This window comes from Pigmentiphaga litoralis (genome assembly GCF_048632615.1).
In the GTDB taxonomy this organism is placed as follows: Bacteria; Pseudomonadota; Gammaproteobacteria; order Burkholderiales; family Burkholderiaceae_B; genus Pigmentiphaga; species Pigmentiphaga litoralis_B.
In genome coordinates this window covers 3,831,936-3,857,778 of the sequence record NZ_CP184479.1, presented here as the reverse complement: position 1 = coordinate 3,857,778, position 25,843 = coordinate 3,831,936, and the positions used below count along the sequence as shown (strand labels likewise).

The 25,843-nt window shown below is 64.8% G+C and carries 24 protein-coding genes and 2 pseudogenes; 16 read left to right on the top strand and 10 right to left on the bottom strand.

Annotation, left to right across the window (positions count from 1 at the left end):
* Positions 1–29 precede the first annotated feature (29 nt).
* The 4 genes from ACNANG_RS17675 to trmB all read left to right on the top strand — a co-directional run bounded on the left by ACNANG_RS17675 (position 30) and on the right by trmB (position 2,558).
* The gene (locus ACNANG_RS17675) at positions 30–320 is read left to right on the top strand and encodes a hypothetical protein (RefSeq protein WP_420224087.1); all 291 of its coding nucleotides are present in this window, start codon (positions 30–32) and stop codon (positions 318–320) included.
* The gene (locus ACNANG_RS17670) at positions 287–1,423 is read left to right on the top strand and encodes an FAD-binding oxidoreductase (protein WP_420224086.1); all 1,137 of its coding nucleotides are present in this window, start codon (positions 287–289) and stop codon (positions 1,421–1,423) included. Before ACNANG_RS17675 ends, ACNANG_RS17670 begins: the two co-directional genes overlap by 34 nt.
* A gap of 141 nt (positions 1,424–1,564) precedes the next feature.
* Positions 1,565–1,765, top strand: coding sequence for a sulfur carrier protein ThiS (thiS, locus tag ACNANG_RS17665; RefSeq protein WP_179585089.1), 201 nt, complete (start codon positions 1,565–1,567; stop codon positions 1,763–1,765).
* A gap of 1 nt (position 1,766) precedes the next feature.
* On the top strand, positions 1,767–2,558 hold the full coding sequence (trmB, locus tag ACNANG_RS17660; protein WP_420224085.1) for a tRNA (guanosine(46)-N7)-methyltransferase TrmB: 792 nt from the start codon (positions 1,767–1,769) through the stop codon (positions 2,556–2,558).
* 110 nt (positions 2,559–2,668) lie between these two features.
* On the opposite strand, the gene ACNANG_RS17655 is transcribed toward trmB, so the two are convergent.
* The 5 genes from ACNANG_RS17655 to ACNANG_RS17635 all read right to left on the bottom strand — a co-directional run bounded on the left by ACNANG_RS17655 (position 2,669) and on the right by ACNANG_RS17635 (position 7,256).
* The gene (locus tag ACNANG_RS17655; protein ID WP_420224084.1) at positions 2,669–3,370 is read right to left on the bottom strand and encodes an ABC transporter ATP-binding protein; all 702 of its coding nucleotides are present in this window, start codon (positions 3,368–3,370) and stop codon (positions 2,669–2,671) included.
* A complete protein-coding gene (locus tag ACNANG_RS17650) occupies positions 3,363–4,115 on the bottom strand; it encodes an ABC transporter ATP-binding protein (RefSeq protein ID WP_420224083.1) in 753 nt (250 codons plus the stop codon). The genes ACNANG_RS17655 and ACNANG_RS17650 overlap by 8 nt, the downstream gene beginning before the upstream one ends.
* On the bottom strand, positions 4,112–5,113 hold the full coding sequence (locus tag ACNANG_RS17645; RefSeq protein WP_420227578.1) for a branched-chain amino acid ABC transporter permease: 1,002 nt from the start codon (positions 5,111–5,113) through the stop codon (positions 4,112–4,114). Before ACNANG_RS17645 ends, ACNANG_RS17650 begins: the two co-directional genes overlap by 4 nt.
* Before the next feature lie 98 nt (positions 5,114–5,211).
* Positions 5,212–6,078: a branched-chain amino acid ABC transporter permease gene (locus tag ACNANG_RS17640; protein ID WP_420224082.1), complete on the bottom strand. Its 867-nt coding sequence runs from the start codon at positions 6,076–6,078 to the stop codon at positions 5,212–5,214.
* A gap of 2 nt (positions 6,079–6,080) precedes the next feature.
* Positions 6,081–7,256: an ABC transporter substrate-binding protein gene (locus ACNANG_RS17635; RefSeq protein WP_420224081.1), complete on the bottom strand. Its 1,176-nt coding sequence runs from the start codon at positions 7,254–7,256 to the stop codon at positions 6,081–6,083.
* A gap of 222 nt (positions 7,257–7,478) precedes the next feature.
* Here ACNANG_RS17635 and ACNANG_RS17630 point away from each other — a divergent pair.
* Positions 7,479–8,399, top strand: a pseudogene (locus tag ACNANG_RS17630) (LysR family transcriptional regulator); the annotation flags it as partial.
* A 116-nt stretch (positions 8,400–8,515) separates the two neighbouring features.
* Here the strand turns inward: ACNANG_RS17630 and recQ are convergent.
* The 3 genes from recQ to ACNANG_RS17615 all read right to left on the bottom strand — a co-directional run bounded on the left by recQ (position 8,516) and on the right by ACNANG_RS17615 (position 12,729).
* The gene (gene recQ, locus ACNANG_RS17625; RefSeq protein WP_420224080.1) at positions 8,516–10,369 is read right to left on the bottom strand and encodes a DNA helicase RecQ; all 1,854 of its coding nucleotides are present in this window, start codon (positions 10,367–10,369) and stop codon (positions 8,516–8,518) included.
* The gene (gene metC / locus ACNANG_RS17620) at positions 10,362–11,564 is read right to left on the bottom strand and encodes a cystathionine beta-lyase (RefSeq protein WP_420224079.1); all 1,203 of its coding nucleotides are present in this window, start codon (positions 11,562–11,564) and stop codon (positions 10,362–10,364) included. Before metC ends, recQ begins: the two co-directional genes overlap by 8 nt.
* Before the next feature lie 550 nt (positions 11,565–12,114).
* Complete coding sequence (locus tag ACNANG_RS17615) at positions 12,115–12,729, bottom strand: carboxymuconolactone decarboxylase family protein (RefSeq protein WP_420224078.1); 615 nt, start codon at positions 12,727–12,729, stop codon at positions 12,115–12,117.
* Positions 12,730–12,731: 2 nt separating this feature from the next.
* Between ACNANG_RS17615 and ACNANG_RS17610 the strand changes: the two genes are divergently transcribed.
* Positions 12,732–13,604 (top strand): helix-turn-helix domain-containing protein, encoded by an 873-nt coding sequence (locus ACNANG_RS17610; protein ID WP_420224077.1) that lies wholly within the window; start codon positions 12,732–12,734, stop codon positions 13,602–13,604.
* On the opposite strand, the gene ACNANG_RS17605 is transcribed toward ACNANG_RS17610, so the two are convergent.
* Complete coding sequence (locus ACNANG_RS17605) at positions 13,601–14,569, bottom strand: Bug family tripartite tricarboxylate transporter substrate binding protein (RefSeq protein ID WP_420224076.1); 969 nt, start codon at positions 14,567–14,569, stop codon at positions 13,601–13,603. The genes ACNANG_RS17610 and ACNANG_RS17605 overlap by 4 nt on opposite strands.
* A 200-nt stretch (positions 14,570–14,769) precedes the next feature.
* On the opposite strand from ACNANG_RS17605, the gene ACNANG_RS17600 reads away from it, so the two are divergent.
* From ACNANG_RS17600 to ACNANG_RS17590, 3 genes are read left to right on the top strand one after another with little or no spacing between them, the layout of a single operon-like run.
* Positions 14,770–15,414 (top strand): hypothetical protein, encoded by a 645-nt coding sequence (locus ACNANG_RS17600; protein WP_420224075.1) that lies wholly within the window; start codon positions 14,770–14,772, stop codon positions 15,412–15,414.
* Entirely contained in the window at positions 15,339–16,829 is a 1,491-nt protein-coding gene (locus ACNANG_RS17595; RefSeq protein ID WP_420224074.1) for a tripartite tricarboxylate transporter substrate-binding protein, read from the top strand. Before ACNANG_RS17600 ends, ACNANG_RS17595 begins: the two co-directional genes overlap by 76 nt.
* Before the next feature lies 1 nt (position 16,830).
* A complete protein-coding gene (locus tag ACNANG_RS17590; protein WP_420224073.1) occupies positions 16,831–17,802 on the top strand; it encodes an amidohydrolase family protein in 972 nt (323 codons plus the stop codon).
* Positions 17,803–17,962: 160 nt separating this feature from the next.
* On the opposite strand, the gene ACNANG_RS17585 is transcribed toward ACNANG_RS17590, so the two are convergent.
* Positions 17,963–18,667, bottom strand: a complete 705-nt coding sequence (locus ACNANG_RS17585) for a Spy/CpxP family protein refolding chaperone (RefSeq protein WP_420224072.1) — start codon at positions 18,665–18,667, stop codon at positions 17,963–17,965.
* A 161-nt stretch (positions 18,668–18,828) separates the two neighbouring features.
* Here ACNANG_RS17585 and ACNANG_RS17580 point away from each other — a divergent pair, with 161 nt between their 5' ends.
* From ACNANG_RS17580 to minE, 7 genes and pseudogenes are all read left to right on the top strand, one after another.
* A complete protein-coding gene (locus tag ACNANG_RS17580) occupies positions 18,829–19,584 on the top strand; it encodes a response regulator (protein WP_420224071.1) in 756 nt (251 codons plus the stop codon).
* Positions 19,581–21,167 carry an ATP-binding protein gene (locus tag ACNANG_RS17575; RefSeq protein WP_420224070.1) on the top strand — a complete coding sequence of 529 codons (1,587 nt, stop codon included), beginning with the start codon at positions 19,581–19,583 and terminating at the stop codon, positions 21,165–21,167. The genes ACNANG_RS17580 and ACNANG_RS17575 overlap by 4 nt, the downstream gene beginning before the upstream one ends.
* A 181-nt stretch (positions 21,168–21,348) precedes the next feature.
* Positions 21,349–23,115 (top strand): glutamine--tRNA ligase/YqeY domain fusion protein, encoded by a 1,767-nt coding sequence (locus ACNANG_RS17570; protein ID WP_420224069.1) that lies wholly within the window; start codon positions 21,349–21,351, stop codon positions 23,113–23,115.
* 128 nt (positions 23,116–23,243) lie between these two features.
* A complete protein-coding gene (locus tag ACNANG_RS17565) occupies positions 23,244–23,660 on the top strand; it encodes a universal stress protein (protein ID WP_420224068.1) in 417 nt (138 codons plus the stop codon).
* Between the two features lie 86 nt (positions 23,661–23,746).
* The gene (gene minC / locus ACNANG_RS17560; protein ID WP_420224067.1) at positions 23,747–24,616 is read left to right on the top strand and encodes a septum site-determining protein MinC; all 870 of its coding nucleotides are present in this window, start codon (positions 23,747–23,749) and stop codon (positions 24,614–24,616) included.
* Between the two features lie 19 nt (positions 24,617–24,635).
* The gene (gene minD, locus ACNANG_RS17555; protein WP_420224066.1) at positions 24,636–25,451 is read left to right on the top strand and encodes a septum site-determining protein MinD; all 816 of its coding nucleotides are present in this window, start codon (positions 24,636–24,638) and stop codon (positions 25,449–25,451) included.
* Positions 25,452–25,707 (top strand): annotated as a pseudogene (minE, locus tag ACNANG_RS17550) (cell division topological specificity factor MinE). It begins immediately after the preceding gene.
* Positions 25,708–25,843 lie beyond the last annotated feature (136 nt).

Here is a 25,843-nt window from a genome sequence, read left to right as displayed (position 1 = left end):
GATCTGTCATCTGATTTTCAAGGAATGCCGTGACGTACCCGATAGCCGAGTTTTGCGCCGACGTGGGCGATGTGCCCCATGCCACCGACGCGATGACCATCCGCAAGAAAAGCCGCGACCAATTCGCGGTCAGCCCCCTGCTGCGCCAGTCGCTGGCCGGCCGGGTGGCCGACGTGGTGGTCTCGCCGCGCAGCAAGGACGACGTGCTGAAGATCATCAAGGCAGCGGTCAGGCATCGCATTCCCCTGACCGCGCGCGGGGCGGCACCGCCAACTACGGCCAGAGTGTGCCGCTGCAGGGCGGCATCCTGCTGGACATGACCGGCCTGAGCGGCATCGTATCGATCAGCGAAGGCAATGTCCGGGCGCTGTCCGGCACCTGCATGGCGGACATCGACAGGGCCGCCCGCGAGAAAGGCTGGGAGATGCGCATCCACCCGTCGACGCGTTCGGTATCGAGCATTGCCGGCTTCGTGGCCGGCGGCAGCGGCGGCATGGGCAGCTGCCAGTGGGGCATGCTGCGTGACCGCGGCAACATCACCGCCATGGAGGTGGTCAGCGTCGAAGCCGAACCGCGCTTCGTGGAATTGCGCGGCCGCGATGTCGAACTGGTGCATCACGCCTACGGCACCAACGCCATCATTACCGAAGTCGAAATGCCGACCACCCCTGCCTGGACATGGAAGGAAGTGATCGTGGCGTTTCCGGAATTCCTGGCGGCTTCCCGCTTCGGGGTGCAGCTGGCGTCGGAACCGGCGATCACGAAGAAGCTGATCTCGTTGCAGGAATGGCCCGTGGCGCGCCTGATGACGGCGCTGGGCGACATCGTTCCCGATGGCCACACGATGGTCAATTGCATGATTGCGGCGCCGACCCTGGACGCGTTCAAGGGCCTGGTCGACGACTTTGGCGGCAGCATCGTCCACGAAAGCCTGGAAGGCCAGGGATTCTACGGCGCGCCGATCTACGAATTCGCCTACGGCCACGGCCTGCGTCAGATCCAGAAGGGCCAGCCGACCTACACCGGTCTTCAGGGCATGTTCCCGGCCAACGACCTGCTGCCGACCATCGAGCGGGTGCACGCGGCCTGGCGCGGTACGGCGCCGCTGCGAATGGAAGTGTTCCTGAGCCAGGGCGAGGTGGTGACCATGGGTTCACCCGGCATCGTGTACGAAAACGAAGCGCAGATGGCGGCGATCGTGGCGAAGCTGCAGGGCTTTGGCGTCAAGGTGGCCAATTCCCACACGACGGGCGTACGCGAAGTCGGCATCAAGCAGTTCGATGACCGCGATGCAGTCTTCAAGCGCAGCATGGATCCGCACAAGCTGCTGAATCCGGGCAAGCTGGATTTCGATGACATTCCATCGTCCGACAGCCGGTCGTCCCTCCCCACCCAAGGATGGAGCTTCCGCAAGGCCGGTTGAGCCTACAATGTCGGCCGAATACCCGGTTTTCCTGGCCACACGCCCCGGGTAAGCTCCCCTTTCATCGATCGCACGCATTCGGTTACGGTCTGTTTGACCACGTTTACCGACTGGGCCCTGTCTCGGACTAAAATCCGGCGCATGAAAATCGTAATGAACGGGGAATCGCGCACGATCGAGGTCCCCACCTCTGTCGCGGATCTGATCCAAACGCTGGGCTACGCGGGTAAACGCGTAGCTGTCGAGCGCAATGGCGAGATCGTGCCGCGCAGTGTGCATCAACAAACCATGCTCGCCGACGGTGATCACCTTGAGATCGTCGTCGCGGTCGGCGGAGGCTGACATGACTAATTCCGATATCCTGCGCCCGGCGCCCTTCAATGGACTCGCCACGCTGGCGACCGCCCCGGCCAACGCGGCGACGGCTGCGACCGCTCACATCCGCAGCTTCGTGCACCGCCGGGGCCACATCACGCTGGGCCAGAAAGAAGCGCTCGATACGCTGCTCGACAAGTGGTCGATCACGTACACCGACCGCCACCTGCCCGTCGCGGCGACGTTCGGCCGCGAAGCGCCGACCGTGCTCGAGATCGGTTTTGGCATGGGCGAGACGACCGAAAAGATCGCGCTGGCCAAGCCTGAACTGAATTTCATCGGCGTGGAAGTGTTCAACGCCGGTGTGGGCGCCATGCTCAAGCGTATCGAGGCATCGAATCTAAGCAACGTGCGCATCATCCAGCACGACGCGGTCGAAGTGGTGCGTGACATGATCGCGCCGAACTCGCTGGCCGGCGTGCACGTGTACTTTCCCGATCCGTGGCCCAAGAAGCGCCATAACAAGCGCCGGCTGATCCAGTCGGCCTTCGTGTCGCTGCTGGCCAGCCGCATTGCGCCGGGCGGGTACCTGCACTGCGCCACCGACTGGGAAAATTACGCCGAACAGATGCTGGACGTGCTGTCCCGCGAACCGTTGCTGGCCAACACGGCGGACGGCTTTGCCGAGCGTCCGGCCTGGCGTCCCCAGACCAAGTTCGAAACCCGCGGCCTGCGCCTGGGCCACGGTGTGTGGGACGTGATCTTTGAACGCCCGCAGTTCTCGCGGTTTACACCGGCGTTGCCGACGGTGACGCCGTAATTCGGGCTGACGGCGGGCGGGTTCGCCGGCAATGACAAGGGGCGCATTCTGCGAAGAAAGCGCCCCTTTCGTTTGGTTGGCCCCAGGTGCAGCCTGCAGGTGCGCCCTGCTCAGGCCACCGTCAGCAAGCGCGTCAGGGTTCCCGGATCGTCCAGCAAACTCTGGCTGGACGACGCATGCACGATCTGCCCGCGCTCCAGCACGATGGCCTGCCGGGTCAGGGCCAGCGCCAGCCTGGCATGCTGTTCCACCACGATCACGGCCATTTGTGAGTCCTCGACCAGGCGGCGGATCACCCTGGTCAGTTCCTGCACGATGATCGGCGCCAGCCCTTCCATCGGCTCGTCCAGCAGGAGCAGGCTGGGATTGACCATCAGCGCGCGCGCAATCGCCAGCATTTGCTGTTCGCCACCCGACAGCTGATTGCCCATGTTGCGCCGCCGTTCCTTGAGCCGCGGAAACGCAGCATAGACCTTTTCGACATTCCACGGCCCCGGCCGCGCGACGGCCGTCAGGTGTTCTTCCACCGTCAAGGACGGGAACATATACCGTTCCTGCGGCACCCACCCCAGGCCACGGCTGGCCCGCTGATGCGTGGGCACCGCCGCCAGGTCGCCGCCTTTCCAGGTCAACGAACCGCCATGCAGGCGCGTGATGCCCATCAGGGTGACCAGCAGCGTGGTCTTGCCCATGCCGTTGCGTCCGAGCAAGGCCAGGCTGTCGCCTTCCCGCAAGGACAATGAGATGTCTTCGAGCACGACCGCATCGCCATAGCCGGCGCTGACGTGATCCAGCCGCAGCAGCTCAGCCATGCTGTCCGTCTCCGAGATAGACTTCTTTTACCCGAAGATCGGCGGCGATCTCGGCCGGCGTCCCTTCCACGAGTTTCTGCCCGCCCACCATCACCGTGATGCGGTCCGCGAACTTGAACACCAGCCCCATGTCATGCTCGATGAACAGAATGGTCACATCGCGCGGCAGGTCGGCAATGACCGAGAACAGCTCGGTGCTTTCGCCGGTCGGCACGCCCGCGGCCGGCTCATCCAGCAGCAGGATGCGCGGCCTGGTGGCCAGGGCCAGGGCGATCTCGACCAGCCGCTGGCGGCCGTAGGCCAGGTTGCGGGTGAGCGTGTGCGCATCGTCCTGCAAACGCAATGAGGTCAACAGGGCCATGGCTTCGTCGATCTCGGCATGATGGCGCGCGACCGTCTTGTGCCAGGTGCGTCCGATGCCTTTCCGTTCGCAGATCGCCAGCACGACAGAATCGAGCACGCTCAATCCTGGGAACAAGGTGTTGATCTGGAACGTGCGCGTCATGCCGCGTTTGACGCGTGCATGTTGCGGCAGCCCGGTAATGGCCTCGCCTTCCAGGAAGATGCTGCCTGCCGTGGGACGCAGGGCCCCGGTCAGCAGGTTGATCAGCGTCGTCTTGCCGGCCCCGTTGGGACCGATCAGCGCATGCCGCGCCCCGGTCTCGAACGACAAGGTCATGTCGTGGACGGCGCGGAAATCCCCGAAGGCCTTCCCCAGCCCTTCGGTACGCAGGGCGACGGTCATGGACGGCCTCCAGATGACGGACGACGGCCTTGGGGGCTGGCAGTTTGCGTCGCCGTGGTCATGGCCTTGCTACGGTCATTGCGCGAGCGTACCCGCGTCAGCGCACCCATTACGCCACCGCGTGCGAACAGCACCAGGCAGACCAGAAGCAGGCCGAGCCAGAACTGCCAGTACACCGCGCTGAGATTGGACAACTGGTCTTGCAGCACCATGAAGATCGCCGCGCCGATCAGCCCGCCGTACAGATACCCTGCCCCGCCCACCACCAGCATGATCAGGATTTCCGCCGAGCGGGTAAAGCTGAGCACGTCGATGCCGACGAATTGCGTGGTCTGCGCCAGCAGGCCGCCGGCCACCCCCGCCAGCGCCGCCGACACGGTGTACACCGCGGCCAGCCGCCCGGCTACCGACACGCCGATCGCGGGCATGCGTTTTTCGCCTTCGCGGATGCCCTTCAGGCTGAGCCCGAAAGGCGACCGGACGATGCGGCGCGCCAGCAGGAACATCAGCAGCACCACCACCAGGATGTAGACGTAGGCGGTCGTGCCGTCGAAGCCGAATTCAAAGCGGCCCAGCAGCGGCTTCATCTCGACGCCGCTCAGGCCATCGACCCCACCCGTCACATCGTGCAGGCGGTTGGCGGCTTCATAGAGCATGAGGCCGATGCCGAGCGTGACGATCAGCCGCGTCAGATCCTTGCCACGCACGATCAGGGCACTGGTGATCAGCCCGGCCACCGCGGCCACGGCGGCGGCGGCGATCAGACCGCTGATCGGCTCGCCCCAGCCATGCTTGGCCAGCAGGCCGGCCGTGTAGGCGCCCAAACCAAAGAACGCGGCATGACCCAATGAAACGATTCGCGCGTAGCCCAGGATCAGGTCGAGCGACAGCGCGAACAGGCCGGCGATCAGGATCTGGCCGCCCAGGGTGCGGTAGCCCGGAAACAGGAAGAAGGCCGCGACCGGCACCAGCCAGAAGAGCACCTCGGCCCAGACCATCGACCGGGCCGGCGCCACGTTTGCGGCGGCGACGGCGTTGGCCGTATCCGATGACGTCAGGGTGGCCGCAGGCGGAACGGTCTTGCGGATGTCCGGGTTCATGACCGTTTCCCGAAAAGGCCGTTGGGAAACACCACGAGGGTCACGACCATGATGAAGTAGATGACGAAGGATCCGACTTCCGGCACATAATATTTGCCCGCCACGTCGAACAGCCCCAGAAGGATGGCGGCCACCAGCGGACCCGGGATGCTGGCGCCGCCGCCGACCGCGACCACCAGCAGGAAATACACCATGTACTTGAGCGGAAAATTGGGATCGAGGCCCAGCATGTTGATGGCCAGTCCGCCGCCCAATGCGGCCAGCGCCGAGCCCAGCGCAAACGTCACGCTGAAGACGCGTTCGACATTGATGCCCAGGCCCTTCGATGCGACCGGGTTATCGACCGACGCGCGGACCTGCGCACCGAAGCGCGTGCGCTCGAGCAGCATATGCAGCGCCACGGTAATGACCAGCACGACGGCAATCAGGAACAGCCGGTAAGACCCCAGCTGCACGCCGAACAGCGAAACCTGTCCGGTAATGAAGGCCGGCAGCGACACGGGCTGCTGGCTGGGTCCGAAAAAGTAGGCCGCGGTGGCGACGGACATGAACACGAGGCCGATGGTGAACAGCACCTGATCCAGGTGCGTCGCGTCATACAGCCGGCGATACAAGGTGCGCTCCAGCAGCACGCCCACGATCGCGCCGACGAATGGCGAGACCGCGAGCGCCGCCAGGAAAGGCATCCCCAGCCGGGTCATGCCCATCACGCAGACATAGCCGCCCAGCATGGCGAACGCGCCATGGGCCAGGTTGATGAAGTTCATGAGGCCCATCGTGACCGACAGGCCGATGCTGATCAGGAACAGCAGGCAGCCATACGCCACCCCGTCGAAGACGATTCCGATGACGTTGGCCGCCATGGTTACTTGCCGGGGTCTTTGACGTCGGCAATCTTGTCGAATTCGACGTTGTACAGCCCGCCGTTGACCCGCTCCACCTTGCGGATATAGATGGTCTGGACCACGTCACGCGTGTCGGCATCGATGGTGATCGGGCCACGCGGGCTAATGATCTTCATGCCCTTGAGCGCACCCATGATCGCATCGGCATCCACCGAACCCTTGGTCTTTTTCAGCGACTCGTAGATCGCGGCCATGCCGTCATAGCCGGCGGCGGCCATGAAGTTCGGGCGCTTCTGCGTGCCGTTCACGTCGGCATAGGCTTTCAGGAAAGCCTTGTTCTCGGCCGAGTCATGGGCAGCCGAGTAGTGGAAGGACGTGGTCAGGCCCAGGGTGGGGTCGCCCATCGCATCGAGCACGCCGTCATCGGTGATGTCGCCGGTGGCGATCAGCTTGATGCCGGCTTCGGCCAGGCCGCGTTCCTTGTAGGTCTTCATGAAGGCGATGCCCTGCTCGCCGGCGGGCAGGAACAGGAAGACGGCTTCGGGCTTCGCATCTTTCGCGCGTTGCACGAAGGGCGCGAATTCGGGGTTCTGCAGCGGCACCCGCACGCCGCCGACGATCTCGCCACCCGCTGCCTTGAAGGCCTTGGTGAACGCGGCTTCGGCATCGAGACCTGGGCCGTAGTCGGAGATGACGGTATAGACCTTCTTGATGCCGTTCTTGAACGCCCACTGCGCGAGCGGTTCGGTGACCTGCGGCAGCGTCATCGAGACGCGCGCGATGTAGGGCGACTTGGTGGTGATGATCGATGTGGCCGCGTTCATCACGATCATCGGCTTCTTGGCTTGCGTGGCCACGGGCGCGACGGCCAGTGCGTTCGGCGTCAGGCCGAAGCCCACCAGGAAGTCGACCTTGTCGCGCGTGATCAGGTCGCCGGCGAGCCGCTTCGCAATGTCGGGCGACGGGCCGGTCGTGTCCTTCTGGATGATCTCGATTTTCTTGCCGGCGACGGTGTCGCCATGCTGCTTCATGTAGGCCTTCATGCCCCCATGGATCTGCTGGCCGTACTCGGCAAAGGGTCCGGAGAACTCGGCGATCAGGCCCAGTTTGACCGTGTTCTGTGCAAGAGCGGGCGTGGCGGCAAGCGAGAAGGCGGCGGCCGTGACCAGCGCGCCAAGGGTGTGCCTGAGCTTCATGACTGTCTCTCCTGTCTGGTCGCGCGGAGGGCGCCAGCATCGTATCGTTATCAGAGGCGCCCTGCCGCGGCGCTGCCGGCCCCGGGAAAACACCAGGGTCCGACGCCTGCCATGACGCGCCTCATGGGCTGCATAGTAGAGGGGCGTAAACAATAACTCAATCCACTAATCCTGATACGGTGTATCAGCCTCAGTGATGCGACGAGACAGGCGGAAAACCCCGTGGAACGCTTCGACTACAACCTGTTCCGCGTGCTGGCGGCGGTGCATGACACGGGCAATGTCAGCCGCGCCGCGCAGATGCTGGGCATGAGCCAGCCGGCTGTCAGCATGGCGCTGGCGAAGCTGCGCAAACAGTTCAACGACCCTCTGTTCGTGCGGACGGCGCACGGCATGGACGCGACGCCGCTGGGCCGCCAGTTGGGCGCGCGGGCGCAGGCGCTGGTGATTCTGGCCGAGCAGGGATTGCGCCATGACGCCATCTTCGATGCGTCGTCCTTCCGGGGTACCTTCACGATTACCCTCAGTGACGTCGGCGAGATGGTGTTCGTGCCGCGCCTGCTCGAGCAGATCCGGCAGCGCGCGCCCATGGCGTCATTGCGGTCGGTGGCGGCATCGCCGCGCGACACCGAAACGGGACTGGAGAACGGATCGATCGACCTGGCGGTGGGGTACTTCCCGGATCTGAAGGGCCGTCTGCTGTTGCAGCAGCGGCTGTTCACGCACTACTTCCTGTGCATCGCGCGGGCCGACCATCCGATCGCGGGCGAGACGCTGACGATGGCGCAGTTCCTGGCCTGCGAGCATGCCGTCGTGCAGGCCGAGTCACGCACCCAGGAATTGTTCGAACGCTTCCTGTCGCGCAAGTCGATCGAGCGGCGCATTGCGCTGCACACGCCGCACTTCATGAGCCTGCCCTTCATCGTTGCCCGGTCCGACCTGATCGCGACCGTGCCCCACGCGTTGGCGTTGGGCTACACGCGCAGTTTCGAGAACCTGAAGTTGATGCGTCCGGAACTTGCGCTGCCGCGTTTCGACCTGCGCCAGCATTGGCACAAACGATTTAACAATGACCCAAAGTGCCGATGGCTGCGGTCACTGGTGTCCGAGCTGTTCAACGACAAGGAAGACGAATGGGTGGAGACGGCCAGGCCGGCCGCGAAGGGCAATGGCCGGGCCACGGCTGGCAGCAGCAAAGGCGGCGCGGCGCGCCAAGGAGCGGCCCCACGCAAGGGGGCGAGCGCAGGCCCGACGGCGCGTCAGAACTTCGAGACGCGCTCCAGGATTTCCTCGCCATAGGCTTCGAGCTTGCGCGCGCCCACGCCGCTGACACCGCCCAGCTCGTCGATGCTGGACGGCCGCGCCAGCGCGATCTCGCGCAGCGTGGCGTCATGAAAGATGACATACGCCGGCACGCCGTGATTGCGCGCCACTTCGCCCCGCCAGGCACGCAACGCCGTGAACAAGGCTTCGGCCTCGGGTGGCAGATTGACCGCGACCTTGGCCTTGCCGCCACTGCTCTCACGCGATTTGCCGGGCTTGGCCAGTTCACGCCGCAGCATCAAGGTGCGTTCGCCCTTCAGCACCGCGCGGCTGTCTTCCGTCAACGCCAGCGTGCCATAGGATTCGTGATCCACGGCCAGGAGCCCCTGCGTGATCAACTGCCGCAGCACGTTGCGCCAGTCCTTTTCGGACAGGTCGGCGCCGACTCCGAACACGCTCAATTCGTCGTGCTGGTATTGCGTGACACGGTCAGTCTTCTTGCCGCGCAGGATGTCGATGACGTGACCCGAGCCATACCGCTGGCCCCGTTCTTTCCACAACCGATACACGGCTGACAGGATCTTTTGCGCCGCCTGCGTGCCGTCCCAGGTCTGCGGCGGTTCCAGGCAGGTGTCGCAGTTGCCGCAAGCCGTCGCCTTCTGCCCGAAGTAGGCCAGCAGCCGCACGCGCCGGCACTCGACCGTCTCGCACAGGCCCAGCATGGCGTCGAGCATGGCGCCCAGCCGGCGCTTGTAGGCGTCATCGCCAGTGGACTCGTCGATCATGCGGCGCTGCTGCATGACGTCCTGCAGGCCATAGGCCATCCACGCCTGCGCGGGCAGGCCGTCCCGGCCGGCGCGACCCGTTTCCTGGTAATAACCCTCCACCGACTTGGGCAGATCCAGGTGGGCCACGAAACGCACATCGGGCTTGTCGATGCCCATGCCGAATGCAATGGTGGCGACCATCACGACGCCGTCTTCACGCAGGAAGGTCGACTGATTGGCGGCGCGGATCGCCTGGTCCAGACCGGCGTGATAAGGCAAGGCGCGAATGCCCTGCGCGGACAGGAATTCAGCCGTTTCCTCGACCTTGGCCCGCGACAGGCAGTACACGATGCCGGCATCACCCGGATGTTCCGTCGTCAGGAATTCCAGCAGTTGCCGCCGCGGATCATTCTTTTCGACGATGCGATAGCGGATGTTCGGCCGGTCGAAACTGGACACGAAGGCCCGGGCGTTGTCCAGCCCCAGCCGCTGGGCGATCTCGACCCGCGTGGCGTCGGTTGCCGTGGCCGTGAGGGCGATGCGCGGCACGTCGGGCCAGCGTTCATGCAGGGTCGACAGGCCCAGGTATTCGGGCCGGAAATCATGGCCCCATTGCGATACGCAATGCGCCTCGTCGATTGCGAACAACGCGATGCGTCCACGATCGAGCAAGGACAGGCAGCGGTCGGTCAGCAACCGTTCCGGGGCCACGTACAGCAGGTCCAGTTCGCCCGACAGGAAGGCCTGTTCGACCTCGCGCACGCGCGCGAAATCCTGCGTCGAATTCAGGAAAGCCGCGCGCACGCCCAGCTCGGTCAGGGCATCGACCTGATCCTGCATGAGCGCGATCAGCGGCGACACCACCACCCCCGTGCCCGCGCGCACCAGGGCAGGCACCTGATAGCACAGCGACTTGCCGGCGCCCGTCGGCATCAGCACCAGGGCGTCGTTGCCGGCCACCACATGATTGACGATTTCCTGCTGGGGATGCCGGAACGCGTCGTATCCGAACACCCGCTGAAGCACTTCCAGCGCCTGTTCTTCCAGGCTCTGGTCTTCCAGCGCGTAATCGTCATCAAACATGCGGAGCGGCTCCGGTGGAGTCGGCGGGATGATTGGGCAGGCGGGACATGGCCTGGGCCAGGTCCGCAATCAGGTCGTCCGGATCTTCCAGCCCGATGTGCAGGCGCACCGCCGGACCTTCCGGATTCCAGTTCGTTGCCGTGCGGATCGATGCGGCATGCACGACCGTGATCAGGCTTTCGAACCCGCCCCAGCTCGAACCGATGCCGAACAGCGCAAGGGCATCGACGAAGGCGTTCAGTGCGGCGTCGTCCACCGGCGGCTTGAGCACGACCGAGAACAGGGCTGCGGCGCCGCGAAAGTCGCGCTTCCAGATGGCATGCCCCGGATGGCTGGGGAGCGCGGGGAACAGCACGCGGCTGACCTCCGGCCGTGTCTCGAGCCATTCGGCCACGCGCAAGGCATTGACCTGCTGCTGCTTGAGCCGCACGCCCATGGTCCGCAGGCCGCGCAAGGCCAGATAACAATCGTCGGGACTGACGCTGTAGCCAAAATCGGCCACCGTCTGCCGCACGGGTTTCCAGTACCGTTCCGTCGTGGTGACGACGCCCATCATGATGTCGGAATGCCCGCCGATGTACTTGGTCGCTGCCTGGATGGACACGTCGATGCCGATCTCGAAGGGCGACTGGAAGTACGGCGTGGGCCAGGTCTGGTCCGCCAGCACCGAAATGTCGCGGGCGTGCGCGGCGGCCGCGATGGCGGGGATGTCCTGCACTTCAAAGGTGAGCGATCCTGGCGATTCGCAGAACACCGCGCACGTGTTGTCGCGCAGCAGATCGGCAATGCCGGCGCCGATCAGCGGGTCGTAATACTCGACCTCGACCCCCAGCTTTTCCAGTTGCCGCGTGCAGAAGGTGCGCGTGGGCCCATAGACCGAATCGACCATCAGCAGGTGGGTGCCCGGCCGCGCGAAGGTCATCAGCGCGACGACCACCGCCGAAAAACCATTGGGCGTGGCGACCGCCTGGAACCCGCCTTCCATTCGGGCGACGGCTTCTTCGAACGCATAGGTGGTGGGCGTGCCATGACGGCCATACCGCACCGACTTGCCGTAGGGATCCTTGGGCGTCTCGTAGGCGTCCAGGGTGGGAAACACGACGGTGGACGTGCGGAACACCGGGGTGTTCACCATGCCGTCGTGGTCGTCAGGGGACCGGCCGGCATGCGCCAGCAAAGTATCGCGTTTGTGCATACGGCATTATAAGCCCCGGGGACGCCCCCTTGGCGCTGCGCGCGTCCCCAGGGGGCGGCACTGGCGGACTGGCGGAGCCAGATCCGCTGTGCCCCAGACAGGCAGCGCATCTGGCCACGGGCTTCGCTTCGGGCGGGTGTGGTTTCGTGGACTTGCGCGGCGTCAGTCAAGTGCCCGGCGGGGGTTTTGCCGTGGGGATCACTCCGAATGGATGCAAATGGCTTAGCGGCCCGGGGCGGTGGTCGAAGGAGATGTGGCGGGGGACGAGGGCATCTTGGTGGTGGGGGCGGAGGACGGTGCGGGGGATGGCGTGGGCGCCATCGTGGGCGTGGGGGGCGTGCGATCCGGGACCTTGCGGCCGCACCCGGCCAGGGCGCCAGCGGTCATGAGGGCTACGGCCAACCATTGCGATGTGCGAGTCATGGGTCTCCCCCGGAATTGTCATCGTTGAACGGTGACTGTAAACCCGCAACGCTGCGGCGGGTGATACAGGGTGTAGGCGGGCAATGACAGGCGCTACGCGTGTCCCTGCGCGACGGCTCTGACGGCATCAGAACGGGGCCCGTTCGCTGGACGGTACCGGCGGTTGGCGAACGCGCAACGTATTGGACACGATAGACGCGAAGCCGCAGAAGGCCGTCAACTCGGCGATGGCCCTGTCACTGAAGACCTGTTTCAACCCACCGAACACGGTGTCGTCGACCGGGCCCGACTGCGCCAATGTCTCCGCCAGTTGCCAGGCCGCATGGAACGCCAGGTCGGCATCCCGCGGCGGCTCAACGCCCGATTTTAGGGCATCGAGAACATCGATCACCAGGCCCGCTTCCACGGCCTTGTCGACATGACGCACCCACTGGTACCGGCATTGGTGGCGCCGCGCGTTCCAAAGGAACAACCCTTCCGTTACGCGCCGTGGAAGGTCGCCCTGCCACAATGCCGTCGACAAGGCGTCGAAAGCATTTGCAACGTCCGGACTGTGCACAAGCAGGCCATAGGGCGCGGCCACTGTGCCTTTGCGCGTCAGGATGCCTGCCCGACACGCTTTGGCAGGCGCTGGCAAGGTCTCGTCCAGGTCGGGGTATCGATCGGTGGAGGTAATCATCGGATAGGCGGATTCAGATTGAGTTTGGCTTGGGATATAGTCAGGCGATAAACGGAAGAACAACAATGGTCAGAAAGACCGCGCCCCCTTGGGCCGAGACCCCATCCCGACAGACGCTGGCGGACCGATTGCAGGTCAATTCCTGGCGTTTCAAGAATGAACTTTTCGAAGTGCATTCCGGACGCCCGATCACCTTGCACAAACACATGCATGACGACTTCCAGATCGCGGTCAATACACGCGGGCCTGGACGATACGTATGTGATGGCAAGCGCTGGGACGCGCTTCCAGGGGACATCGTTGCGGTGCACCCGGGCGAGGTGCACAGCACGGTGGGCGACTGCGAACGCCCCGGCAACGAACCCGCCCTGTTGCTGTACATCAGCGAGTCGCGGCTTCGGTCGGTGGCGTCGGGGCTGGCAGGCCGCCCGCCGTCGGCGATTGGCTTTGGCCAGCGGGTCTTCCGGGATGCGCAACTGGCCATGCAGCTGACCCGCGCGCACACCAAAAGCGCCGAATGTGAATCGGAACTGGCTAAGGACAGCTGGATCCTGCAGACGATTTCGGCGCTGTTGTTGCGCCACGCGTTCGACCCGCGGCACCTGCCCGAACGCCTTCCGCAGGAGAAGAAGCGGGCCGAGCGCGCACGCGACTTCATCTCGGACCACTACGCCGACAACATCAGTCTGGATCGGCTCGCCGATATCGTTCAATTGAGTCCTTTCCAGCTTTGCCGGGTATTCAGCCGCGAGTACGGACTGGCGCCGCACAGCTACCAGACCGCCATGCGGGTCGATCGTGCCAAAGTGCTGCTTGCCAGCGGGACCGCACCCGCCGATGCTGCCGCGGCCACCGGCTTCTACGACCAGAGCCATCTCAACCGGCATTTCCGGCGCATCGTCGGGGTGACTCCGGGCCGCTATGCGGCGGCGCGTTAGTCCAGGAGCTGGATACCGGCTTCACGGATGACATTGCGCCACTTCTTCACTTCACTTTCGGTCAGGGCGCGCAGTTGCTCAGGCGACCCGCCAGCCGCCTCGGCGCCGACATCCAGCAGGCGCTGGCGCACGGACGGCTCCTGCAACGCCCGATTCATGGCCGCGTTGACGCTTGCGATCTGCGCGCCAGGCGTGCCCTTCGGCGCATACAGCGCAAAAAATGAACGCACTTCAAAATCGGGCAGGCCAGCCTCAGCAACGGTAGGAACGTCCGGCAACTGCGGCGCCCGCGCCTTGCTGGTGACTGCCAGCGCCTTGACACGGCCGGCCTTAACCTGGGCAAGGGCGGTTGGCATGTTGTCGAAGAGCATGTCGATCTGTCCGCCAATCAGGTCCGTCATGGCCGGGGCACTGCCGTTGTATGGAATGTGATTTAAATCCACCTTGCCAAGATATTTAAACAATTCGCCGGACATGTGCTGGGATGAGCCCGCTCCCGACGATCCGAAAGACACCTTTCCGGGATTCTTGCGGGCGTAGTCAAGCAGTTCCTGCACGTTGCCGACGGGCAGGCGGTTGCTCACCAGAAGCACGTTCGACAAGTAGGAAATCGTTCCTACCGGCACGAAATCGCGCATGAAATCGAAGGGAAGCTTCCGGTCGGCAGCCTGATTTACCGGGTTGTTGAAGGATCCGAGATAGAAGGTCGCCCCGTCGGGCTCGGCGCGTGCCACTTCTGCTGCGGCGATGTTGCCGTTCGCGCCAGGCTTGTTGATCACGATGAAGCTGCCGCCCAAGGCGGACGACAGTTTGTCAGCCATGAGACGAGCCATGATGTCTGACGAACCGCCTGCAGCGAACCCGACGAGGATGCGGGGATTCCTGCCGGTGGCTGCGGATGCCGGCGTGCCAAGGCCGGGCAGCAGGCAAGCCCCCATGAAGGTCAGTGCGGTGCGACGGTGCATGTCTCTGTCTCCGTGTTCGAGTTGCAATGTGCGATTCGGTGTGGAGAGCATCGTGACGGTCATGCATGTTTTGGGATTGGACGTTCTTGCGCAGCAAGCCAGCCTGCAAGAACGTCCAATCCTTTGCGATCCGGCACGCCTACGCTGGGCTCCCTTTGCTCCGACGCCGGATTGCCTGGCGTCACGACTGGCTGCCTACCGTGATACTGCCCGATATCGCCCGGACGTTTCCACCCGCACAGATTCCCGTTCGGCCCGAATGGCTTGCCCAGGTGAATGAAGGCGCCTTGGATGCGGCGTTGCCCATCGTGGATGCCCATCACCACCTTTGGGACCGGCCGGGTCAGCGCTATCTCTTCGACGATTTTCTGGCTGACACGCGGACCGGACACAACATCGTCGGATCCGTTTTCATTCAGTGTCGCAGTATGTATCGGCCAGGCGTCGAGCATGCATTGAGTCCCGTTGGAGAAACCGAGTTTGCCAATGGCGTAGCGGCGCAGAGCGCGAGCGGACTCTATGGCCCGCTGAAAGCCTGCGCGGGGATCGTCGGGTTTGCTGATCTGACCCTCGGCGCCGCGGTCCGGCCCGTTCTGCAGGCGCACCTGCGTGCAGCGCCAGACCGGTTCAAAGGCGTTCGAAACATGACGGCGGCGGATGCGTCGCCCGACATCGCCGCGGGATTCGGCAAGGTCCGCGAAGGCATGCTGCGTGAGCCGGCGTTCTGGAAAGGTTTTGCGGAGCTCGCCCCCTGGGCCTGTCTGCCGACGTGTGGGCCTACCACCCGCAACTGCCCGAGGTCATCGAACTGGCAAAGGCATTCCCGGAAACAACGATCGTTCTGAATCATGCCGGCGGCCCCTTGAACCTGGGGCCGTACCGGCATGACCGGCCGCGCGTGCTGGCCGCGTGGCGGCGGTCCCTCGACACCCTGGCGCAATTGCCCAACGTGTCGATCAAGCTGGGCGGCCTATGTATGGTCATTGGTGGACTGGACCTGCACCTTCGACCCGTTCCGCCGGGTTCGGAAGAGCTTGCCGATCTCTTGCGCCCGCTGCTGCTGCCTTGCATGGACGCGTTTGGTCACGATCGCTGCATGTTCGAAAGCAACTTCAGCATGGACAAGGGAATGTGCGCGTATGGCGTGCTGTGGAACGCCTTTAAACGCATTGCCGCTGACTGCGACGGAACGCAAAAGACCGAGCTTTTTCGGGAACGGCAACCCGAACGTATCGCCTTGAACTTTGACGTACCCCAATGGAGGAGACATGATGACAACCCGATCGAACGCCTTGCCGGCTGCGTTGCTGGCGTCGTTGCTGGCCGCTGGCTCAATGACCAGCCAATCTGCCCAGGCCGCGGATGCCGGCTACCCGAATCGGCCTGTCAAGCTGGTGGTCGGCGCCCCCCGGGCGGCGCGCCGGACACGGTCGGGCGCATCATCGCCCAGTACATGAAACTGGGTCAGGCCGTTGTGGTCGAGAACAAGAATGGCGCAGCGTCGGCCATTGCGACCGAACTTGTCGCCAGGGCCCCCGCCGACGGCTATACCCTTCTGCTGACCAGCCAGACTGGCATCGCGGTGTCGCCGATCATCAACAAGATCAAAAGCTTCGATCCGCAAAAGGACTTCATAGGGGTGGGCCTGATCGGCAGTGCGCCGTTAGTGCTGGTGGCAGGACCGTCCTTGCCCGCGAAGACGGTGCCCGAAATCATTGCGTTGGCCAAGTCCAAACCCGGCGTGCTGGACTATGGCAACGGCGGCATCGGCACATCGCCCTTCATGGCCGGGGCGTTGTTTTCGGTCATGACCGGCACGCAGATCACCAGCATTCCCTTTCCCGGAGAACAGGCCGCCATGACCGAAATCATGGCGGGCCGGCTGCCCATGATGTTTGCGAACGCGTCGTCTGCCATGCCGCATGTCAGGTCCGGCCGCCTGCGCGGTCTGGCGGTGACCAGCCCGACGCGTGTCAGTGTTGCCGAGGGCCTGCCAACGATGTCGGAGTCGGGCGTGCCGGGGTTCGACATTGGCACTTGGCTGGGCGTCGTTGCGCCGGCTGGCACGCCCCAGGATGTGGTGGCCCGCCTGCATGCGGAACTGTCGCGCGTGCTGGCCGTGCCCGAAGTTCGCGAAAAGCTGACGGCTCAGGGTTTCGTGCTGGCAGATATGAGCGTGGCGCAGTTCAATCAGCATATCAAGAGCGAATATGCCAAGTGGAGCAGGCTGATTCAGGACGCCGGCATAAAGGCCCAATGACATGACCAAACGCTACACCTACCGGGCTGCTGCGCCGATCGATGGGCAGAAGCCCGTGCTGGGCGCCTGGCACAGCGAACCGGATATTGCGATACCAGAGGGCGCGTGTGATTGCCACGTTCACATCTTCGGCCCACGCGAAAAATACCCTCTGGCCGCCGAGCGGACCTTCGTGCCCGGGCTTGCCAGAGTGGACGACCTGATTTCCATGCATCGCCGTCTTGGCGTGGACCGGACCGTCATCGTCCAGGCGAGCATGCAGGGCATCGACAACCGCTGCCTGCTGGACGCCATGACCGAGCTGCGCGCCCTTGATCGGCAGGTGCGTGCGGTCGCCGTCGTTGCGCCGGACGTCGATCAGCCGACGCTGACGGCACTGCATGATGCGGGCGTGCGAGGCCTGCGCGTCAACCTGCAATCGTTTGGCGAAACGGATCCCCAGGTCGCGGCCAGGCGGCTGACCGAGACGGCGCGAGTGGCGGCCGACATGAACTGGCACGTGCAGACGTACACCACGCTGTCAGTGATCGCGCAGCTCAGTGATGTCATCACGCAATTGCCAGTGCCGCTTGTGGTTGACCACTTCGGCCTGGCTGACCCGGCCAACCTGGAAAAACAGCCAGGCTGGCGGGAACTGCTGTCGCTAGTCAAGGCAGGCCACACCTACGTCAAGCTGTCCGCGCCATATCGTCTGGTCGATGACGAATTCGGGGCAGACGGAAAAGCCATGGCACGCGCCCTGATCGACGCCAACCCGGATCGCATGCTGTGGGGCACGGATTGGCCTCACACCGGGCCCTGGCCGGGGCGCACACGCGACCTGCACGCCGAAGAGCCCTTCCATCCGATCGATGATGGCGCCATGCTGTCCATGTTCGGCCGATGGACCCATCCCGCCGAGCGTCAACGCATCCTGGTGGACAACCCCGCCACCCTCTACGACTTCCCTCCCATGGACAGCGCAAACAGCTAAGCACCAACGAAAACCGCCCCGCGGCGGTAACCCGGCGCGGGGCGGAAAACATAAGCGATGGATCCCCGAAGCTGGAGGTGGCAGCCCGAGGGCACAGCGGATCTGGCTATGCCAGTCCGCCAGTGCCGCCCCTGGGGGAGGCGCGCAGCGCCTAGGGGGCTTAATTCACCGCTGGCGCGGCACGATCGCCACGTTGCATGCCAGGGCCGCGCTGCTCGCCGCGACGGTCGTGCTTGCCCATGCGTTGCATGCGCTGCTTGAACGCGTCCGTCACGATCTGCTTCTGGTTGGTGTCGAGCGAGTCGTACACCACCAGCCAGGCGTCTCGCGCGGCGTCGAGCTTGGGCTTGATCGCGGCGTGTTCGGCTTCGCGCTGAGCGGTCATGGCGCGGAAGTCGGCCGGGCCGGACTTGGCCAGTTGCTCCTGCATCTGTTTGCGATGGAGGTCGCGGCGGGCGCGCATCTCTTCACCCACGGCGCGCTGCTGCGATTCGGCCGCATTCCAGCGGGTCTGCTGGGCGTCAGTCAGATTCAGCTTGGCCTTCAACTGGCCCAGCATCATCATCATCGACGGACCGCCGTGGTGGCCATGATGGCCGTGGTGGCCGCCCTTGCCATGTTCGCCGCGCGGACCGCCGTGGCGGGGACCGTCACCGCGAGGACCGTCGGCACGAGGACCGTCTGCGCGCGGGCCACCCACGGCAGGCGCGTTGCGATCCGGCGTTGCCGCCGGCGTCGTGGTCGTGGCGGGTGCGGCCTGGGCGATCACCAGCGGTTCGGCGGCGGGGGCAGCGTAAGCAACACCGCTCGCGCCAGTCGCGAGGGTGATGGCAGCGGCGAGGATACGAAGGGTATGCTTGGTCATGCTGTGTACTCCTGGTGTTTCGGATGAATGCCAACCTGTCTGTGGCAGTGAGTGCATTCTTGCGGCGGACCGGTTACGGACCTGTTCCGAAAAACACGTCACCTGTTTCAACCGATTTCAGCAACTTGCGCCCTGCCTGGCGCCACGCGACCATTCGCCCTATGGAAAAAACCGCGAAACCGAAGCTGCTGGTCGTTGATGACGATCCCGCCCTGCGCCAGTTGCTGGCCGACTATCTCAACAAGCAGGGTTACGACACCCTGCTTGCCCCCGATGCAACCGATCTGGAAGCACGCATCACGCGGTATGCGCCGGCGTTGCTGGTGCTCGATCGCATGTTGCCGGGGGGCGATGGCGCGGATGCCTGCCGCCGCTTGCGTGACCGTGGCGAAGACCTTCCTATCATCCTCCTGACCGCGCGCGATGAAACCGTGGACCGCATCATCGGCCTGGAGTCGGGCGCGGACGACTACGTCGGCAAACCGTTCGATCCGCGCGAACTGCTGGCCCGGATCGAGGCAGTGCTGCGCCGCAAACGCGGACCGTCGGCCTTGGTCAAGGACGGTCCGATCACGTTCGGTCCCTTCGTGTTCGACACGCAGGCGCGCACCTTGCACAAAGGCCAGGAACTGGTCCGCTTGACCGGCGGCGAGTTCAATCTGCTCGAGGCCTTGCTTCGCAACGCGGGCCGACCGTTGTCGCGCGAACGCCTGCTGGCGCTGGCGCGTGACGATGAAGCCGGCGACCGCAATGACCGCGCGATCGACATTGCGATCCTTCGCCTGCGCCGCGCCATCGAAGACGATCCCAAGCAGCCGCGGTGGATCCAGACCGTATGGGGCATCGGCTATCGCTTCCTGCCACTGGGCGCGGCCGACGATACAGGCGCCGCGCCGCTGTCGCCGGCGCTCCCATGAACGCGCCTGCGCCGTCAGCAGGGGCGGCAGCGGGCTCCGCGTCCACACCGCCAGCCCCTTCCGTTCCGGCACGCCCCGCTGCCGCGTATGCCCGCTTCCTGCCCCGCTCGTTACGGGCGCGCCTGATCCTGTTGATCCTTGGTGCGGTGCTGGTGGCGCAGGCGGCGACTTTCGCGGCCATCGAACACTATCGCCGCAACTATCTGGACACTGTCGCGCCGGATCTGATGGCGACGACGATCCGCACCTTGCGGGCGGCCATTGCGCAGATTCCCGAAGAGAATCGGGCGGACTTCGTGTCCGAGGCGTCGCATGGCGAATGGCGATTCGAGTCGCGCGCCCTGCCCGCCCGCGCGCGGCGCAATGAGGCCGAACGGCGCGCCGAGGCCGGACCGCGCCGTCCGCCACGTGAAGGCGGTCCACCCGGATTTGCGCCGACGGGCCGCATGCCGCCCGACTTCCGCCCCTTCGAATTTCGCGCGCCGCCCGATGGCCGGCCGCCGCCACGCGATCCGCCGCGATGGGCCGAAGACGATCCGCGCAGCGGCATGCGCGGGTTGATCCGCCGGCTCAACCAGCAACTGGGCGAAGGCACGCGCGTTGCGTTGTCACGCGGTCCGGAACCCGCGCTGTATATCTCGCTGAGTTCGACCCTGGGCCAGGAAGACGGTTTTACGCAGCGCGCGTGGCTGGTCATTTCGCTCGAACGCATCAGCCCCGCAGTCACCACGCCGCTGCTCGTGATCTGGCTGGGTGGCCTGGGCGTGATCCTGCTGATCGCCGCCGGTTTTTCGTGGCATATCACGCGGCCGATGACGTCGCTGGCGATGGCGGCCGACCAGCTGGCGGCGGGCAAGCCGCAACGGGTCGAGCCCTCGGGGCCGCATGAAACGCGGGTGCTGGGCGAACGCTTCAACGCCATGCTGGATGCGCTGGACGCGTCGGATGCCGTGCGGCGTACGTTGCTGGCCGGACTGCCGCACGACCTGAAGGGGCCGCTGTCGCGGATGCGCCTGCGCACCGAGATGGCAGAGGATTCGACGCTGAAGGAAGGCCTGCGCAAGGACGCGCAGGACATGCAGCACATCGTCGATCAGTTCATCGGTTACGTGCGCGGCACCGATCCGGCGGCCTATCACTTCGATCCCATGGACCTCGGCGACTGGCTGAGCGAACGCCTGCATGCCTGGAAGGGCACAGGCACGGCGGTCGAACTGGCGGCGGCGCCGTCGCAGGAATTGCGGGTGAATGGCGATGCGGTGGCCCTGGCCCGCATGGTGGACAACCTGATCCAGAACGCGCTGCAGCACGGGGCGCCGCCGGTCGACGTGACGCTGACGCAGCGTGGCGCCAGTGCCGTGCTCCGGGTGAGGGACCACGGTCCGGGCATTTCGCCGGACCGCCGCCACGAAGCCTTGCAACCTTTCGCCCGGCTGGACCCGGCCCGCAGCCGGACCGGCAATGTGGGCCTGGGCCTGGCGCTGGTGGATGCCATCGCCCGCGCCCACGGTGGCCGGGTCGCCCTGGAACAGGCGGAAGGCGGCGGCCTGCAGGTCGAGGTGGAACTGCCGTTGATCGCCTGACGGCGAGCCTGTCACCGGCCGGCCGATGCTCATCCTTGAAAGCGGCGCCGGGCCGCCGGAGCGCGCATCGCCTCGCCTTCCCACCCGCATTTTTGCCACGCACCGATGGGTACCCGAGGGTTAGCCCGCGTATTCATGGCAAAATTAGCTGAGGGACAAGCTCGTCCATACAAAAGTGACAATGACTGCATCTGCCAAACCCACACCGGCGCCCGCCACGAATTTCCTGCGCAACATTATCGAAGCCGACCTGGCCGCCGGTCGCTACGCGGACAAGCGGTGGGCTGGCCAGCCCGGCCCTGCCGCGGTCCAGGAAGGCGCGCCGCTCGACCCCGCGCGCATCCGCACGCGGTTCCCGCCCGAGCCCAATGGCTACCTGCACATCGGCCACGCCAAAAGCATCGCCCTGAACTTCGGCCTGGCCCGGGATTACGACGGCGTCTGCCACATGCGGCTGGACGACACCAATCCGGAAAAGGAAGAGCAGCGCTACGTTGACGGCATTGTCGACGCAGTCAAGTGGCTGGGCTACGACTGGAACGGTTTTGGCACCGAGCACTACTACCACGCCAGCGATTATTTCGACGTCATGTACCAGGCGGCGGAAGCCCTGATCGACGCCGGCCTGGCTTATGTGGACCAGCAAAGTCCCGACGAGATGCGCGCGTCGCGCGGCACCCTGACCGAACCCGGTGTGGACTCGATTTGGCGCGCCCGTCCTGCCGATGAATCACGCGCCCTGCTGCGCGAGATGCGGGAAGGCAAGCACCCCGACGGGTCCATGGCCCTGCGCGCCAAGATCGACATGGCGTCGCCGAACATGAACATGCGCGACCCGGTGCTGTACCGGATCCGGCATGCCACGCACCATCGCACCGGCGACAAGTGGTGCATCTACCCGATGTATACCTTCGCGCACCCGATCGAAGACGCGCTGGAAGGCATCACGCACAGCATCTGCACGCTGGAATTCGAAGACCAGCGGCCGTTCTACGACTGGCTGCTGGACAACCTGGCAAAGCTGGGCCTGTTGCTGCGTCCCCTGCCCCGCCAGCACGAATTCGCGCGGCTGAAGCTGACCTACATCGTCACCAGCAAGCGCAAGTTGCGGCAGCTGGTGGCCGACGGGCACGTGGATGGCTGGGACGACCCCCGTCTGCCGACCATCGTGGGCCTGCGCCGCCGCGGTTTCACGCCTGAATCGATCCAGCTGCTGTGCGAACGCACGGGCGCATCCAAGTCGGATTCGTGGATCGACTACAGCCTGCTGGACCAGGCGCTGCGCGAGGATCTCGACCCGAAAACGGATCGTGCGGTCGCCGTGCTGCGTCCGGTCAAGCTGGTGATCACCAATTACCCCGAAGGCCAGACCGAAGTCTGTTCAGCGCCGCGCAACCCGCACGACCCCGACGCCGGCCGCCGCGAATTTCCGTTCTCGCGCGAACTCTGGATCGAGGCCGACGACTTCGTCGAAACCCCGCCCAAGGGCTTTTTCCGCCTGTTCCCGGGCAACATGGTGCGCCTGAAATACGGCTACGTCGTCAAGTGCACGGGCTGCACCAAGGATGCCGATGGCAAGGTGATCGAAGTGCAGGCCGAGTACCTGCCGGAGACCCGCAGCGGCACGCCGGGCGCCGACAGCGTCAAGGTCAAGGGCACCATCACGTGGCTCAGCACCACCGCCGCCGTGGCCGCCGAAATCCGGCTGTACGACCGTCTGTTCACCGACCCCCATCCCGATGCGGGCGGCAAGGACTTCATTGCTTGCCTGAATCCCAATTCGGTCGAAGTGATCCGGGGCTTTGTCGAGCCGGGCACCGACGCGACGGCCGGGAAAGCGTATCAGTTTGAACGGTATGGCTACTTCGTTGCGGACCGCGAGACATCCACGCCCGACGCGCCGATCTTCAATCGCACGGCCACCCTGAAGGACTCCTGGGTTAAATAAGGAAACAGCTTCGCTTCCTGTCGGGCCGCCCGGGTCCGTACCATGTGATGACGGGGTGCCCGGATGCGGCCGGCCCCCGTTCATACATCACACAGGCTCACAAGAGCCGTACGTCAGGGAGCACCATCATGAAGCTGCTATTGCCTATCGACGCCAGCCAGCACACGGCCGATGCCGTCGACTACCTGAAACGCCTGCGCCCGGCGCTGGCGGGTACCCCACAGGTCCTGTGCCTGCACGTCACCTACGATCTGCCTGCCACCAATGAACTGACCGTTGCCGAACAGGCCCGCAAGGTCCTGCGCGAAGACGATCTGGATTTTGGTCCGGAACGGATCGTTGCGGATCTCAACCAGGCAGGTTTCCAGGCGACCTTGCAGGTGGCCGAAGGCGATGCCGTCGAACAGATCATCCGCCATGGCGACCAGTCCGACCTGATCGTCATGGGCAGCCATGCCCGTGGCACGCTGACCCAGGCCCTGACAGGGTCGGTCTCGACCAAGGTGCTGGCCGAAGGCCGCACGCCGGTGCTGCTGGTCAAATAGACCCCGCGTCACACACTCTCACCCCAACTGGACGGCGTCCCGGTAGAATCGAGTCTTTGCGCGCTCGCGCCCTACCGGCGCCCCCCATGGAAGCTTCCAGTCCCGTCCTCGATTTCAAGAGCACGACGCTCTATGCCGTTCGCGTGGTGCTTTACACCGCCGACACCGCCGCGATTCTTGCAGCCCTCGATCAACGCATGGCCGACGCCGCCGGGTTCTTCGACGATGAACCTGTGGTCATCGACGCGTCCCGCCTGACCGATCCGGTCGACTGGGATCCGCTGCTGGCCGCATTGCGCCGGCATCGCCTGCCCCCGATCGGTGTCATGGCGCCGGATGCCCTGGCCGACAGCGCGCGCGCCGCCGGGCTGGCTCAGGTGTCCCTGCCGCCGCTCGCCGCCAAGCTGTCCAGCGAAGCCGGCGCCGCCACGCCGTCAAGCGCCGCGAAGGTTGGCGGCGCCAGGACCGACGCCGCCAATGGCGACGCCGCGAACGCCGACGCGCCGGATGCCGCTGCCAAGGCCGACACCCTTCCTGCGCCCACCGCCCGCAAGGCGGTCGATGTCGTGGCCGATACCGGTATCGCCGTCAGTGAACCGCCCGCGTCCGCCGGCATGGCCGTGGCAACGCTCATCATCGACAAGCCGCTGCGTTCGGGCCAGAAGGTCTATGCCCGCCATGCCGACCTGATCGTGCTGGGCGTGGTCAGCCATGGCGCCGAAGTGATTGCGGATGGCAACATTCATGTGTATGGTCCGCTCCGTGGCAAGGCAATGGCCGGCGCGCGCGGGAATACCGACGCACGCATCTTCACGACTCAGTTCGACGCCGAACTGATCGCCGTCGCCGGGGTATACCGCAGCATGACCGCCGCGCTGTCCCCCGACATCGAAAACAAACCTGCTACGGTACGTCTGACCGGCGACAAGCTGCTGGTCGATCCGCTAGACATCTAATTCAAAGGACCCACTCTCCATGGCACGTATTGTCGTCGTGACTTCAGGCAAAGGCGGCGTCGGTAAAACAACGACCAGCGCCAGTTTCTCTTCCGGTCTGGCCTTGCGCGGTCACAAGACCGTGGTGATCGACTTCGACGTGGGCCTGCGCAATCTCGACCTCATCATGGGCTGCGAGCGCCGTGTGGTGTACGACCTGATCAACGTGGTGCAGGGCGAAGCGACCCTGAACCAGGCACTGATTCGCGACAAGCAGCTTGAAAACCTGTACATCCTGCCCGCCTCGCAGACCCGCGACAAAGACGCGCTGACCCAGGAAGGCGTGCAGAAGGTAATCGACGGCCTGCGCGAAATGGACTTCGAATACATCGTTTGTGACTCGCCGGCGGGGATCGAGGCCGGCGCGCTGATGGCGGCCTATTTCGCCGACGATGCGCTGGTCGTGACCAACCCGGAAGTGTCTTCCGTGCGTGACTCGGACCGCATCCTGGGCATCCTGGCCGCAAAGTCGCAGCGCGCGATCAAAGGGGATACGCCGGTCAAGGAATTCCTGCTGCTGACCCGCTACAACGCCAAGCGCGTGTTCGACGGCGAAATGCTGTCGCTCAAGGACGTCGAAGACATCCTGCGCATCAAGCTGATCGGCGTCATTCCCGAATCCGAAAACGTGCTGCATGCGTCGAACCAGGGCCTGCCCGCCATCCACCTGAAGGGCACCGAAGTGTCGGAAGCGTATTCCGACGTCGTGGCGCGCTACCTGGGCGAAGACAAGCCGCTGCGTTTCGTCGACTACGAAAAGCCCGGCCTCTTCAAACGCCTGTTCGGGGGAAAATAAATGAGATCCTTCCTGTCGTTTTTTTAGGGGAAAAAAGCAGTCGGCGGGCGTCGCCAAGGAACGGCTGCAGATCATTCTGGCGCATGAACGTTCGGACCGCGGTGCGTCGGCCGATTACCTGCCGCAGCTGCAGAAGGAGCTGATCGCGGTCATCTCCAAATACGTCAACATCAATCCCGACGACATCCGGGTCAATCTCGAGCGGCAGGACACGCTCGAGGTGCTCGAAGTCAAGATCGAGATGCCGTCGAAGTAGGAACGTGTTCCGCGCCGCGCAACGCTTGCAACGAGCGTGGCGCGGCAGGCCTGACCGCCGTACGCTGTAATCCTGACATCCCTGCACTGCCCCGGCCTTTCGTTCCCCCCTCCGCGGTTCCACCGCCTTCAGCAGT

Bases quoted from the DNA above. Each gene is read 5' to 3' on its own strand.
- thiS (WP_179585089.1), top strand. From the start codon at position 1,565: ATGAAAATCGTAATGAACGGGGAATCGCGCACGATCGAGGTCCCCACC.
- trmB (WP_420224085.1), top strand. From the start codon at position 1,767: ATGACTAATTCCGATATCCTGCGCCCGGCGCCCTTCAATGGACTCGCC.
- ACNANG_RS17655 (WP_420224084.1), bottom strand. From the start codon at position 3,370: ATGGCTGAGCTGCTGCGGCTGGATCACGTCAGCGCCGGCTATGGCGAT.
- ACNANG_RS17650 (WP_420224083.1), bottom strand. From the start codon at position 4,115: ATGACCGTCGCCCTGCGTACCGAAGGGCTGGGGAAGGCCTTCGGGGAT.
- ACNANG_RS17645 (WP_420227578.1), bottom strand. From the start codon at position 5,113: ATGGTCTGGGCCGAGGTGCTCTTCTGGCTGGTGCCGGTCGCGGCCTTC.
- ACNANG_RS17640 (WP_420224082.1), bottom strand. From the start codon at position 6,078: ATGGCGGCCAACGTCATCGGAATCGTCTTCGACGGGGTGGCGTATGGC.
- ACNANG_RS17635 (WP_420224081.1), bottom strand. From the start codon at position 7,256: ATGAAGCTCAGGCACACCCTTGGCGCGCTGGTCACGGCCGCCGCCTTC.
- recQ (WP_420224080.1), bottom strand. From the start codon at position 10,369: ATGTTTGATGACGATTACGCGCTGGAAGACCAGAGCCTGGAAGAACAG.
- metC (WP_420224079.1), bottom strand. From the start codon at position 11,564: ATGCACAAACGCGATACTTTGCTGGCGCATGCCGGCCGGTCCCCTGAC.
- ACNANG_RS17610 (WP_420224077.1), top strand. From the start codon at position 12,732: ATGGTCAGAAAGACCGCGCCCCCTTGGGCCGAGACCCCATCCCGACAG.
- ACNANG_RS17605 (WP_420224076.1), bottom strand. From the start codon at position 14,569: ATGCACCGTCGCACCGCACTGACCTTCATGGGGGCTTGCCTGCTGCCC.
- ACNANG_RS17590 (WP_420224073.1), top strand. From the start codon at position 16,831: ATGACCAAACGCTACACCTACCGGGCTGCTGCGCCGATCGATGGGCAG.
- ACNANG_RS17585 (WP_420224072.1), bottom strand. From the start codon at position 18,667: ATGACCAAGCATACCCTTCGTATCCTCGCCGCTGCCATCACCCTCGCG.
- ACNANG_RS17580 (WP_420224071.1), top strand. From the start codon at position 18,829: ATGGAAAAAACCGCGAAACCGAAGCTGCTGGTCGTTGATGACGATCCC.
- ACNANG_RS17575 (WP_420224070.1), top strand. From the start codon at position 19,581: ATGAACGCGCCTGCGCCGTCAGCAGGGGCGGCAGCGGGCTCCGCGTCC.
- ACNANG_RS17570 (WP_420224069.1), top strand. From the start codon at position 21,349: ATGACTGCATCTGCCAAACCCACACCGGCGCCCGCCACGAATTTCCTG.
- ACNANG_RS17565 (WP_420224068.1), top strand. From the start codon at position 23,244: ATGAAGCTGCTATTGCCTATCGACGCCAGCCAGCACACGGCCGATGCC.
- minC (WP_420224067.1), top strand. From the start codon at position 23,747: ATGGAAGCTTCCAGTCCCGTCCTCGATTTCAAGAGCACGACGCTCTAT.
- minD (WP_420224066.1), top strand. From the start codon at position 24,636: ATGGCACGTATTGTCGTCGTGACTTCAGGCAAAGGCGGCGTCGGTAAA.